Annotated in this window: 12 protein-coding genes; 4 read left to right on the top strand and 8 right to left on the bottom strand. The window is 68.4% G+C overall.

Annotated elements, in window-relative coordinates; translation table 11 throughout:
• Positions 1–8: 8 nt before the first annotated feature.
• Together ACX5I6_RS12785 and ACX5I6_RS12780 are read right to left on the bottom strand one after the other, a co-directional pair.
• Positions 9–1580 (bottom strand): transporter, encoded by a 1572-nt coding sequence (locus tag ACX5I6_RS12785; RefSeq protein ID WP_461840714.1) that lies wholly within the window; start codon positions 1578–1580, stop codon positions 9–11.
• Entirely contained in the window at positions 1562–2356 is a 795-nt protein-coding gene (locus tag ACX5I6_RS12780; protein WP_461840713.1) for an ABC transporter ATP-binding protein, read from the bottom strand. The genes ACX5I6_RS12785 and ACX5I6_RS12780 overlap by 19 nt, the downstream gene beginning before the upstream one ends.
• A 52-nt stretch (positions 2357–2408) precedes the next feature.
• Here ACX5I6_RS12780 and ACX5I6_RS12775 point away from each other — a divergent pair, with 52 nt between their 5' ends.
• A complete protein-coding gene (locus ACX5I6_RS12775; RefSeq protein ID WP_461840712.1) occupies positions 2409–4286 on the top strand; it encodes a Na+/H+ antiporter in 1878 nt (625 codons plus the stop codon).
• Between the two features lie 15 nt (positions 4287–4301).
• Here ACX5I6_RS12775 and ACX5I6_RS12770 read toward each other — a convergent pair whose 3' ends face one another.
• Genes ACX5I6_RS12770 through ACX5I6_RS12755 form a run of 4 tightly spaced genes read right to left on the bottom strand, consistent with a single transcriptional unit; the run spans position 4302 to position 8399 of the window.
• On the bottom strand, positions 4302–4586 hold the full coding sequence (locus tag ACX5I6_RS12770; RefSeq protein ID WP_461840711.1) for a DUF3253 domain-containing protein: 285 nt from the start codon (positions 4584–4586) through the stop codon (positions 4302–4304).
• Between the two features lie 15 nt (positions 4587–4601).
• The gene (locus ACX5I6_RS12765; protein ID WP_461840710.1) at positions 4602–5699 is read right to left on the bottom strand and encodes an NADH:flavin oxidoreductase/NADH oxidase; all 1098 of its coding nucleotides are present in this window, start codon (positions 5697–5699) and stop codon (positions 4602–4604) included.
• Complete coding sequence (locus tag ACX5I6_RS12760; protein ID WP_461840709.1) at positions 5699–6685, bottom strand: co-chaperone YbbN; 987 nt, start codon at positions 6683–6685, stop codon at positions 5699–5701. Before ACX5I6_RS12760 ends, ACX5I6_RS12765 begins: the two co-directional genes overlap by 1 nt.
• A gap of 52 nt (positions 6686–6737) precedes the next feature.
• Complete coding sequence (locus tag ACX5I6_RS12755) at positions 6738–8399, bottom strand: hypothetical protein (protein ID WP_461841713.1); 1662 nt, start codon at positions 8397–8399, stop codon at positions 6738–6740.
• Positions 8400–8632: 233 nt separating this feature from the next.
• On the opposite strand from ACX5I6_RS12755, the gene ACX5I6_RS12750 reads away from it, so the two are divergent.
• Positions 8633–9946: an AI-2E family transporter gene (locus tag ACX5I6_RS12750; RefSeq protein WP_461840708.1), complete on the top strand. Its 1314-nt coding sequence runs from the start codon at positions 8633–8635 to the stop codon at positions 9944–9946.
• 44 nt (positions 9947–9990) lie between these two features.
• Here the strand turns inward: ACX5I6_RS12750 and ACX5I6_RS12745 are convergent, their stop codons facing one another.
• The gene (locus ACX5I6_RS12745; RefSeq protein WP_461840707.1) at positions 9991–10788 is read right to left on the bottom strand and encodes an alpha/beta hydrolase; all 798 of its coding nucleotides are present in this window, start codon (positions 10786–10788) and stop codon (positions 9991–9993) included.
• 73 nt (positions 10789–10861) lie between these two features.
• Positions 10862–11209, bottom strand: a complete 348-nt coding sequence (locus ACX5I6_RS12740) for an ATP/GTP-binding protein (RefSeq protein WP_285247567.1) — start codon at positions 11207–11209, stop codon at positions 10862–10864.
• Positions 11210–11312: 103 nt separating this feature from the next.
• Here ACX5I6_RS12740 and nucS point away from each other — a divergent pair, with 103 nt between their 5' ends.
• A complete protein-coding gene (gene nucS / locus ACX5I6_RS12735; RefSeq protein WP_026264238.1) occupies positions 11313–12008 on the top strand; it encodes an endonuclease NucS in 696 nt (231 codons plus the stop codon).
• A gap of 305 nt (positions 12009–12313) precedes the next feature.
• The gene (locus tag ACX5I6_RS12730; RefSeq protein ID WP_011692441.1) at positions 12314–12517 is read left to right on the top strand and encodes a cold-shock protein; all 204 of its coding nucleotides are present in this window, start codon (positions 12314–12316) and stop codon (positions 12515–12517) included.
• Positions 12518–12533: the final 16 nt, after the last annotated feature.

The following is a 12533-nucleotide window of genomic DNA, read 5'->3' as shown; positions in this document are numbered from 1 at the left end:
CTGGTTTGTCAGCGGTTGATGGAAACCTGCGCCAGGAGTTCCGGTCCCCTGGCGTCAAGCCATTTGCCGCCCAGGCGGACACCGGCCACGAACAGGACCAGGCCCAGGATGAGGCCGACGGCCAGGTTGATCCACCCGAACAGGGCCCTGCCCGTCACGGCCTGTGCCACCAGCAGGGCTGCCTCGGGGAGCACCAGGACCATAAGGACCAGCATTCCCACAAACTGCACGGCGAGGGTCTGGCCGACGTTCCCGGGCGGCTTCTTGAACGGGCTGTCGCCGGGCAGCGGAACCGTGACTGTGTACCGGGCAGATACCACCGAAGACAAGCCGAGGCCGCTGAAGAGGATCCCCAGGCTGAGCCCCAGCTGGCCGGGCAGCGCAGCCCAGTCGCGGGTCAGCGCCGCAGCCCCCACCGCGAACACCAGGACCACCGGCAGGGCGAATGCCAGGCACGCGAGGGACCGTCCCAGCCGGTCCGCCACGCCGCGGACCCCGGTGGCCACGTGCAGGGCGAACGCGGTGTTGTCATAGGACACGTCGGCGGAGATGGACCAGGCAAGGATGAACGCCGAGACCGGGGCAAGGAAGGCCAGTCCCCCGTACTGGCCTGTCTGCGCACCCTGGAACAGCATGATCACGGGAAGCAGTGGGATCACCACGAGGGAACCGGAATACCGCGGGTCCCGGAGCCAGTAAGTGAGGGACCGAGCCATCACGGCGCCTGCCGGGGTGGGCGGAATGACCCCGAGCAGCCCAAGGCGGCCGCCTTTCCGTTTACCGGCACCGGCGTAGGGCGGGGTGACGAGGGCCCTCTCCAGCAGCAGCTTCCAGCACCAGGCCAGGCCGGCCAGGACCGCCACCGACACCAGCAGCTTCACGGCAGCCGCGCCCGGCCGGCCGGCAGCGACGTCACCGCCGAGCGCCCAGGGCGCGCCCAGCGGGGTCCAGGACAGGGTCCCGGCGAAATCCGGCAGGAATCCCGTGGAGGCAGACACCCCGCGGCCTAGGGCCGCCACGATAGGCCCGAGCAGGACCAGGGGAACCATGAAGGCGATGGCGCTGATGTCCTTGAACCGCCTGGACGCGGCGAGGCTCGCCGTGGCGGTGGTGACAACCTTTGCCAGCACGATGCACGTCATGATTCCCAGGCACGCGCCCACGAGGGCCGCGAGCGCCGGCAGGACACCGCGGGACCAGGTGGCTACCGTGGCCAGGGCGACCAGGGTGGTGGCAACACCCGGGATGCCGATCAGGCCGCCAAGGGCAAGGCCTGCCAGCAGCTGCTTCATGGGAATGGCGAAGGTCGTGAAGCGTGCCGGATCCAAGGTCATGTCCGTGGCGGAGGCCACCACCGGGATGACGCCCCAGCCGAGCACGGCGGCGGAACCGCCCAGCACCACCGCCGTGTGGGCGGTTGCGGTGCCGGCGTTCCGCAGCAGGACCAGGGCGATGACGAGCGTGGCCACCAAGCCCAGCGCGTAGAGCCCTGCAATGGCCATACCCACCAGCTGCCAGGGGCTGCGGCGCAGTCCGTTTCGCAGCAGCGTGAGCTTGAGCCTCAGGAGGTGCGCAACCATTCGAGCCCTTCCGTGTGGCTGTGCCCGCCCACGAGCTGGACGAACCGGTCCTCCAGGGAAGCGCCGGCCCGGACCTCGTCCACCGTCCCTGCGGACAGGACCCGGCCACGGGCCACCACGGCCACGTGGTCGCACATGCGCTGTACCAGGTCCATCACGTGGCTGGAGACGATGACGGTGCCCCCGGAAGCCACGTACCGGTCCAGGATGGAGCGGATGTTCGCGGCGGAGACCGGGTCCACTGCTTCGAAGGGTTCGTCCAGGACCAGGACCCGCGGGGCGTGGATCATGGCGGAGGCAAGGGCGATCTTCTTGGTCATGCCGGCGGAATAGTCCACCACCAACGTCCCGGCGTCCTGGGTCAGGTCCATTGCCGCGAGGAGATCCGCCACCCGGGCCGCCACCACAGCCTTGTCCATACCGCGCAGCAACCCGGCGTAGGTGATGAGCTGCTCGCCGGTGAGCCGGTCGAAGAGGCGGACACCGTCGGGCAGGATTCCCATCAACCGCTTTGCCTCCAGCGGATGCTGCCAGACATCCACCCCGTGGACCACGGCGGTGCCAAAGTCAGGGCGCAACAGCCCCGTGGCCATGGACAAGGTGGTGGTTTTACCCGCGCCGTTGGGACCGACGATGCCGAAGAAGGAGCCGGCGGGCACCTCCAGGCTAATGCCGTCCACCGCGATCTTTCCGCCGAACCTCTTGGCCAGCCCGCGGATGGACAGGGCCGGGATGGGCCCGGAATTCGGCACCTGGTCAGGGAGCGGAGCAGTCATGGTGCCAGCCTAGCCCGCGGAAGGGAGCTGTGCGGGGTGCGAGACTATCGTCATGGACATTGCGCTCGGCCTGCTGGTGATCGTCGCGGTGGTGTGCGCCGGCAGCGCCATCGGCCGCAGATTCAATATCCCCGTGCCGCTGCTTCTGGTCCTGGCCGGCGTGGCGGGCTCGTTCCTGCCTTTCATTCCGCCCGTTGAGCTGAATCCCGAACTGGTGCTGGTGGGCCTGCTGCCGCCACTGCTGTATGCGGCGGCGTTCCGGACATCACTGTTCGACTTCAAGTCGAACCGCCGGTCCATTGGCCTCCTGTCCGTGGGCTACGTCATTTTCGGCACCCTGGCCGTCGGGCTGGTGGTGTGGTTGCTGTTCCCGGAAATCCCGCCGGCCGCCGCCATAGCGCTGGGCGCAGTGGTGGCACCACCGGACGCGGTGGCGGCCACCGCTATCGCCCGGAAGGTGGGCATGCCCCGGCGGATCGTCAACATCCTTGAGGGCGAATCGCTGCTCAACGACGCCACCGCACTGGTCTGCCTCCGGGCCGCCGTCGCGGCCATCGCCGGCTCCGTCTCAGCCCTGGACGTGGCCGGAGGCTTCGTGCTTGCCGCCGGCGGCGGACTGGTGGTGGGCCTCGCCGCTGCATACCTCCTCACCGAAATCCGGAAACGGATCAGCAACGTCGCCATCAACACCTCGGCGTCGCTGATGGCACCGTTCGTTGCGTTCCTCCCTGCCGAAGCCATCCACGCATCGGGGGTGCTCGCCGTCGTCGTCACCGGCCTGGTCATGGGCACCAAGGCGCCCTCGATGCCCAACGGTGCAGCCCGGCAAAGTGCCCGGAGCAACTGGGACACCGTGCAGTTCCTCCTGGAGAATGCGGTGTTCCTGCTGATCGGCCTGCAGGTCCGGACCATTATCGACAGCGTCCAGGACGACTCCCTGGGTGCCGGCCGCGTGTGGCTCGGCTGCGCCGTGATCCTGCTGGCTGTCCTGGTGCTGCGCCCGGTTTGGGTTTTCCCCGCCACCTACCTGCCGCGCCTGATCCCCTCTGTACGGCGGGCGGACCCGGCTCCGCCCTGGCAATTTCCGGCCATCGTGTCCTGGGCGGGCATGCGCGGTGTGGTCACGCTGGCCGCCGTCCTGACGCTGCCCGGTGACCTGGAGCACCGCAACGTGCTGGTCCTGGCGGCCATGGTGGTGGTGGCCGGCACCCTGGTGCTGCAGGGATTCACGCTGCCTCCCCTGGTCCGGGCCCTGGGTTTGCCCGGACCGGACAGGCGGGAAGATGCGTTGAACCAGGCCTCACTGATGCAGCTGACCACCGCCGCGGGAATGGAACGCCTGGACCAGCTGCGGCGCGAGAGCGATCCCCCGGAAGTCATGGACATGTTGCGGCGGCGGACGCAGGAGCGGGGCCTGGCCGCCTGGGAACGCCTGGGCCGGCCCGGGGCGGAATCCACCACGCCCAGCCAGCGCTACGCCCAGCTGCGGATGGCCATGCTGGAAGCCGAACGGGACAAGGTCCTGGAGCTGCGCCGCGGCGGCGACTTCGCCCATGAAGTCCTCAGCGAAGTCCTTGAACGGCTGGACATCGAAGAGTCCATGCTGGACGCGTCCCTCAACGAACTCGATTCCGCCACGGACGCCGGCGGCGGCGAGGGATTGGCCCAACCCGGGGGCGTCTGCGACCACCTGACGGCGGCCATGCTGTCCCCGGTCCCCGACAACCCTGCCTGTGCGGGTTGTGAACGGGAGGGGACCACACCGGTGCACCTGCGCATGTGCCTGGCATGCGGCCAGGTGGGCTGCTGCGACTCGTCCGCCGGACGGCACGCCAGCCGCCACTTCAAGGAGACCGGGCACCCCGTCATGCGCAGCATCGAACCGGGCGAACAGTGGCGCTGGTGCTATGTGGATGACCTGCTGGGCTGACCCGCTCCGGACCGTTTACGCTGGCCGGGCCCTGCGGATGCGGATAGGGCCCTTGGCTGCCGCCGGATCCACGACGGCACCGCCTTGGGTGACCTCCACCTCGCCCGCTTCCACCAGCCGGCGCGCGGCCTGGCGGGCAGCCTCCATCAGCTCCCGCCAGTCCGCCCCGCCAACCGCGCGGGCGGCGTCGGACGGGCAGATGCTGGACGTCGCGGCGCGTGACGCCAGCAGCCCACGGATGCCCGCTTCGAGCGCGCGGTCAACGGAGGACAGGCCCTGGTCCGGCTGCCGGTTGTCCATGGGCTCAGGCGGCCATCAGAAGGAACGCCGCGGCACAGCGCGCTCGTACTGCGGGGGCCAGGTGATGTCGTAGCCGAGTTCGAAGGCTGCGCGCAGCCACCAGTGCGGGTCCCGGAGGGCCGCCCGGGCGATGAAGACCCCGTCTGCCTGTCCGGTGGCAATGGCGTGCTCCGCCTGGCCCGGGGTGGTAAGGAGTCCCACCGCCCCCGTGGCCACGTGCGCCTCCTGCCGGATGGCCGCGGAGAATCCTGTCTGGTAGCCCAGGCCCGGTTTGATCTGCTGATGCGCCACCGCCCCGCCGCTGGAGACGTCCACCAGGTCCACGCCGTGGGCGGCAGCCTCACGGGCCAGGCGGACCGAAGCGGCCAGGTCCACCCCGCCGGGCGCCCAGTCAGTGGCCGAGATCCGGAGCAGCAAGGGCATGGAATCCGGAATGACGGCTCGGACGGCGTCGATCACCGCCATGGTCAGACGGTTCCGGCCGGCTTCGTCACCGCCCCACTCGTCGCCGCGTTCGTTGATCAGCGGGCTCTGGAACTGGTGCAGGAGGTAGCCGTGCGCGGCGTGGATCTCCACGGTGTCAAAGCCTGCGTCCACGGCGCGGACCGCCGCGGCGGCGAAGTCGGAAATGACACCGCGGATGTGCTCGACGGTCATGGCCGCGGGGGCGGCGTACCCATCGAAGGCGGTTTCGGACGGCCCCAAGGCCGGCCAGCCGCCGTCCGAGGCCGGGACACTGCCCTGCTTGCCGGAGAACGGCCAATAGGTGGACGCCTTCCGGCCGGCGTGGGCCAGCTGGACGCCGATCTTGGCATCGGCGGCCCCGTTCCGGTGGACGAACGACGTGATCCGCCGCCAGGCTCCGGCCTGCTCATCGTTGTACAGCCCGGCGTCGCGGGGGCTGATGCGGCCCTCGGCGTTGACGGCTGCCGCTTCGGTGAGGATCAGCGCCGCGCCGCCCGTCGCAAACGCCCCCAAGTGCACCAAGTGCCAGTCATTCGGAACCCCCGGGCCGTCGTCGGGATCGCAGCTGTACTGGCACATGGGCGAAACCCAGCCCCGATGCTGCAGCTCGAGCGACCTCAAGGCCAGCGGCTGGAACAGGGCAGGCACTAGAACAGCACCCGTGCGAGAGCCTGGCGCGCCTTGGCGACGCGCTCGTCTCCGGCGCCCACGACGTCGAACAGTTCCAGCAGCCGGACGCGGACCGTTTCCCGCTCGGGGCCAAAGTTCCTGCCGATGAACGCCACCAGGCGGTTCAGGGCATCCTCCACGTGGCCGCCCGCCACGTCCAGGTCCGCCACCGCCAGCTGCGCGTCAAGGTTGTCAGGTTCGTTCGCCGCCCGGGCGCGGAGGGCCTCGCTGTCCTGGGCGGAGAGCGGCTGCAGCCGGTCCATCAATTCCACCTGCGCCAGCCCGGCTTTCGCCTCGTGGTCCGAGGGCATTTCCCGCAAGGCCTGGCGGTAGGCCTCCGCGGCGGCGGCGTAGTCGCCGGCTTCGATGGCATCGAAAGCGGCCTGGTGCAGCGGCGGAAGCGGCGCGGGTTCCTGCTCTCCGGCCGGTCCGCCGTCGAGGCTGCCGGTCACGCCGTTGGCTGCTGCCACCTTGAGGAGTTCATCGAACAGGCTGCGCACCTGCTGTTCGTCCGCGGCGCCTTGGAAGAGCGGCACCGGCTGCCCCTTGAGCACGGCGACGGCGGTGGGGACGGCCTGTACCTGGAAGGCCTGGGCCAGCTGCGGGAAGGCTTCGATGTCCGCGGCGCCCAGGACCAGGCGGCCGCCGAAGGAGGCAACCACGCGTTCGAGGGTTTCCAGCATCCTTCCGGATTCCGGTGAGTAGGAGGCCCACAGGGCAAACACGACCGGAACCTGGGCGGAGAGTTCAACGAGCTGCTGGAAGTTCGCTTCGGTGACGTTGACCGTGAGCTCCGGGCCGCCTTCCGTTGCCTCCTGGCCAGGCGCCGGGCCTGAGCCGGCTGCGGGGCCGGACGGTGCAGCGGAAGCTGCGGGCCGCTTCAGCGAGGAAAGGTCGACGGCGCCGCGCAAGTTAAGCAGGCTGGCAGCGGCAGGAGGGACTGGGCGGGAAGCTGGCGAACTCATGTTTCCCACTCTAGCCACTCCGGCCGCTGCCGGTGGTAATACGGTCAGGGGCCTACTTGAAGCTGGCCCCCACCAGGCCGCGGGTGGCGGCAACGAGCTTCATCGGGTCCGTCGATCCTGCCGGCGGCACGTAGACCGCCATGGATTCGGCGAAGCTCAAGACCATGCCGGTGCTGGTTTCCTTGCCGCCGGCAAGGGCCGCCGCGTCGTCGCCGATGCTGAGCTTGTCACCGGCAGCCTTGGGGGTGCCCTCGAAGCCGAAGTTGATGCGGCCCAGGACGAGTGCCCCGCCATCGGAGGTACGGAAAACCACTGTGCTTTCCGGCACCACCTTGTGGGTGAAGGAGAAGTTGCCGTTCTCGCCGGCCTTCACCACCTCTGCCTGGTAGGACAGGGTGTCAGCGATGTACGGCGAGGACGAGCCCTCCACCAGCTTGTCCTTGAAAGGCGAGTCCGCCGAGGTGAGCCTGTCGGCCAGGCCGGACATGGCTTCCTCGCCGCTGTAAAGCAGCCCGGACTTGTCCGAGGCCGCCAGGGTCTGCGTACCGCTGCGGCCGATGGTGGGGAACGTGGTGCCCGGCTGGAGGGGGGTGGTCTCCATCAGCTTGTAGTTCTCACGCGGGGACTGCTGGACCAGCGTCAGGATTTGCGGGACGACGTTGCCGTCGCCCTGGGTCACGGCGAGCACCTGCCGCGGCCAGTCGCGGCCGCTGGTGATCACGGTGGTCAGCAGCTTGGTGGAGCGGACAGGCATACGGGGCTCGTACGAGCCGACCTGGGAACGGATCTTGTAGTTCTGGGTCCGGATTTCCAGTTCGGGTCCGGCCACGCGGTCGGCAAGCTTCGCCGCATCCTTGGCGGCGTCCCCGGCGTCGGTGGCGCTCGAGACCTGCTCCAGGATGCGCCGGAACTGGGCTTCGAGGAGGACCGGTGAACCGGTGCCGTCCTTGGCCGCCGGTGACGACGCACTGCCCGACGGCTGCGGGCTGGGGCTTGCCGCCTGCGCTGCGGTGCCGGATCCCGCCAGGACCACCGCCGCCACACCCGCGGCCACCATGGTGGCCTTGGTGGGAGACTGCGCCTGCGAACGGGCGCGGGCCCGCCGGGCGTAGCCGCTGCCGCCGCCGTCGCGGCCCTCGCCGTCCTTGGTCCGTGCGGACACCAAGGCCAGCACGACGCCGCCCACCATCAGCAGTCCGCCGATGACCATCAGCGGAACGGCCCACGGGGTGGACGTGTCGTTCGGGAAGGTCATGGACACCGATGCGGGTGCCGCCTTGGTGCCGTCGGCGGCCAGCAGGAGGCTCCAGTCGCCGTCAGCCGGCGGAGTCCAGGTGTAGTCCAGCTGGCCGCTGGCATTCTCAGTCGACGCCCAGAGGTCCGAGCCCGCCGGGTTGGGCGCCGTGGCGTCGCCGTCGGCATGCTCAACCTGCAGGGACTTTCCGTCCTCGGATACCCCGTTGATGGTGTTGTGGGCGGTCTTGCCGACCCACGCGTCAACGTCGTCGGGCCGGCCCGTTGCCAGCATGAAGTTGCCGTCGCCCTGGACCGAGATCTTGACGGTTCCGCCGTGCAGGGTGCGCAGCTTCTGGTCAATGACAGTCAGCGGGGCCGCGGCGGCGTCGGCCGGCAGGGACGCGGTGAACGTCTCGGATGGAGCCCAGATGGTTCTCTGGCCGATGCCGGCCAAAAGTGTCAGGAGGCCGAGCAGCACAAGTGCGGCTGCAGTCTTTAAACGCAAGGGAAACACCTATCATCAGCGGGGGTTTACCTTCAATAGTAACCTTTTTGTTACCAGGGGCCCCGAATCCGGGGTCCAAGCCGGCAGTCCCGGGGTCCGCCGGCGGCGCCTCGACTGTTGCTCACAAGCCTGCTGATAGTGTTTGCGATGATCATCACACCGGCCCGCGAACACGGTGCCACACACGGAACAGGCCCCAAAAACCAGTGACTGACAAGACGGACCCGTCCTCCCCGGCAGCCGAAAATTACGGGGATCCGGGCAGGGCTGTCCCGGTCCCGGCTCCGCAGGCCATGGCAGCGGCCCGACGGCGGGGCGGCGCCGCAGGGGCCCTCGGCCAGGTGGTCCGCAGGCTCCGCCAGCCGCTGCCCGGCGCCCAGCCCCGGCTTCGGTTCGAGATGCCGCCGGAGTTCGGCAGCCAGGCTCCTGAGCTGGAGCACGACGGCGAGGACGAGCCGCAGTTCGGGCACCCCGGGCCGCGGATGTCGCCCCAGCATCCGTTGTACATGGGATTCATGGGAACGGTCGGCGTTGGGCTGGCCCTGCTGGTGTACTGGATCGGATCCCACACCACGCAACTGTTGCTCTGGATTGTTGCCGCGCTGTTCATCGCCCTGGGCCTGGAACCGGTGGTGGGCTGGCTGGAGAACCGGAAGATTCCCCGGCCCGCCGGAATCCTCGTTTCGGTGGCCGTGCTGATGGGCGCCGTCGTCGGATTTTTCGCCACCCTGATCCCCACGATCGTTGAGCAGGTCTCCGAAATCGTGCGCCAGGCACCGGACTGGGTCCGCAACTTCATGGATTCTGATTTCTTCCGCAGCGTCGATGACCAGTTCGGGGTCAGGGACCGCATCACAGAGGAACTGAACAAGTTCGTCAATGATCCGGCAGCCATGGGCGGAATCTTCGGCGGGGTCGTCGGATTTGGTTCAACCCTTGCCAACAGCCTTTTCGGCACCCTCATCGTGCTGGTGCTGAGCCTGTATTTCCTGGCGGCGCTGCCGGCCATGAAGAAGTGGGGCTACCGCCTGGCGCCGCGATCCCGCCGGAAGCGGGTGGCGGCCCTCTCGGAGGAAATCACCCGGTCGGTGGGCAACTACGTCATCGGCCAGGCCTGCGTCGCCTTGCTCAACGCCACCTTCGCCTTCATCGTGATGTCCGTTGTCGGCGTACCGTTCGCCCTGCTGCTGGCGTTCGTGGTGGTGCTGCTCGCCTTCATCCCGCTGGTGGGCGGCATGATCGCGGGCATCGTGGTAACCCTGGTGTCACTCACGCAGGGCTGGCAGACAGCCGCGGTCTACGCGATCTGCTACTTCGCCTACCTGCAGTTCGAGGCCTACTTCATCTCGCCGCGCATCATGCAGAAGGCGGTGGCGGTCCCGGGCGCAGTGGCGGTGATCTCGGTCATCGCCGGCGGCAGCCTGCTGGGTGTCCTGGGCGCCCTGATTGCAATCCCCACCGCGGCCGCCGTGCTGCTCCTGCTCCGCGAAATCTACATCGCGCGCCAGGACCAGCACTAGCGGACGCCGCCGCGTTCCGGGTGGGGAACCGGCTGGACGCGGCCTCAGGACGTGGCGGTCGCCGTCGGGCCATCCCATTCCTGCGGAAGCGGCGTTCCTGATCCCTCCGGACTGACCCGGGCGACGATGTCGTTCAAGACCCGCGCGGCGTACTTCTCGCCCACCCACAGGTGCTTGGCGCCGGCCACGCCCACGACGTCCGCCTGGGGCACCAGGCTGAAGCGCTCGGCGGCCTCGGCCGGCTGGAGGAAGTCATCGTGCTCCGGCACCAGGAGGGTGAGGGGCTTTCCGGATTCGGCCCATTGCTGCAGGTGCTTGTCCGTGGCCCGGTGCAGCGGGGGCGAAAGCAGCACCGCACCCTCGATCCGGCCGGCCACCGGCTCCACGGCGCCGTACATCAGCGCCAGTTCCGTTCCAAATGACCAGCCCACCAGCCACCGGTTGGGCAGCCCGCGGTCGACGGCGAAACGAACAGCCGCTTCGACGTCGTACCGTTCCCCAAGGCCTTCCTCGAAGGCGCCGCTGCTGGTGCCGCGGGGTGAGGCCGTGCCGCGGGTGTTGAACCGGAGGACGGCGATGCCCGCCAGAGCAGGGAGGCGGTAGGAGGCCTTGCGGAACACGTGGGAATCCATGAATCCGCCGTGCGTGGGCAGCGGATGCAGGGTAATCAGCGTGGCGGTGACCGGGCCGTTCTCCGGCAGTGCCAGTTCGCCCACCAGGGTGTGGCCGTCCTCGGTCTGCAGCTCGATGTTCTCCCGCCGGGCGGGCAGGACCGTGGAAGCACGGATGGGAACGGGACCATGGGCTTGGGTGAAGTGGAACGACGCCGGATCAAAAGTCATGGTTTCCAGCTTAGCGACCAGCGGGTGGCCGAAGCCCGGACGGCCGGGTGCGCAGGCGGCGCCGCCCGGGCGGTCAGCGGTACCGGTAGCTGCGGGACATCCAGCAGTTGGTGTGCCAGTGCCGCCGTTCGGCGAGGCCGGCCGCCGCCCCGAAGAGGTGGTCGTCCTTCCAGACCACCAGGTGCGCGACGCCGGGCAGGACGGCCGTGGAGCACTCCGGGCAAATATAGGTCTTCTCCGCGTTTTTGGCCGTCATGGTGCGGACCATCCATTCGCCGTCCGGGGCGCTCTCGCGGCGTGCGATGCCGGCCCGGGCCCGTTCCAGGTCGAGTTCCGGGACCTCCTGGCCCTTGCGCCCCGCTCCCCTGCCGGAAGCGCCCTTACCGGATACGGGACGGCGGGGACGGTTCGAACGCGGCATGCCTCCATTCTGCCCCAGCCGCCCGCCGGCCCGCGCCTCCACGCCCTCCCGGCTGCCCGCCGTCGGCATGGCCCATGCGGCTCCACGCGGTAGTCTGTACGGCGTGCGACTCGTCATAGCCCATTGCTCCGTTGATTACGTTGGCCGGCTCAAAGCCCACCTTCCCCTGGCCACCAGGCTCCTGCTGGTCAAGGCCGACGGTTCGGTGCTGGTGCATTCAGACGGCGGTTCCTACAAGCCGCTGAACTGGATGAGCCCGCCGGCCACGCTGCGGGTTTCATCCCCCGACGAGGTGGACCTGGAACTTGGCGTGGTGGAGCAATGGACTGTGCAGTCGGCGAAGACCGATGACCGGCTCATCATCAACATCCACGAGAAGATCACCGAGTCCTCCCACGACCTCGGGGTTGATCCCGGGCTGATCAAGGACGGCGTCGAAGCCGACCTGCAGCGGCTCCTGGCCGAGCAGATTGAAACGCTGGGCGAGGGATATTCCCTGATCCGGCGCGAGTACTTCACCGCGATCGGACCGGTGGACATCCTGGCACGGGACGCCGACGGCGCCACCGTGGCCGTGGAACTGAAGCGGCGCGGCGACATCGACGGTGTGGAGCAGCTGACGAGGTACCTGGAGCTGCTCAACCGCGATCCCCTGCTGGCGCCGGTCCGCGGCATCTTTGCGGCCCAGCAGATCAAGCCGCAAGCCAAAGTGCTCGCCAACGACCGCGGCATCGCCTGCGTGACGCTGGACTATGACGCCATGCGCGGTGTGGACGACAGCGAATCGCGGCTTTTCTGACCGGATGGCCCGTTGCTTTGGGCACCTAATAATTGGCCTGAAATGCCGGAGCATCATTGTCACCTGGTTTTTACCTAAATTTTATGCATTTTCGTGTTCGGGCCGTTGACCTGCGGGAACGGGCATGAAATTCTGGTCTCAGTCTTTGTGTAGGTGTTTTTCATGCTCGCAAGACATGTTGCGAGCGCGAAGCTCCTGCAGCGCCGGACCTTTTGTGGCAAGGCAATCCAGGATTCTTCTCGCGGAGTGACCAAGGTCGGCACGAGGTGTGCCGGCTTAAAAAGTTCCACAATGAGGAGAAATAAATGGCACAGGGAACTGTGAAGTGGTTCAACGCTGAAAAGGGCTTCGGCTTCATCACCCCGGATGACTCCGACGGCGATGTCTTCGTTCACTACTCCGAGATCCAGACCGGCGGCTTCAAGACCCTCGACGAGAACCAGCGCGTTCAGTTCGAGATCGGCCAGGGCGCCAAGGGTCCCCAGGCTACCGGCGTAACGCTCGTCTAGTCACCCTGCGCGGCCG

This window comes from Arthrobacter sp. MMS24-T111 (assembly GCF_054888995.1).
Note: the sequence above shows the minus strand (reverse complement) of the source record. Positions and strands in the feature narration are given on the sequence as shown.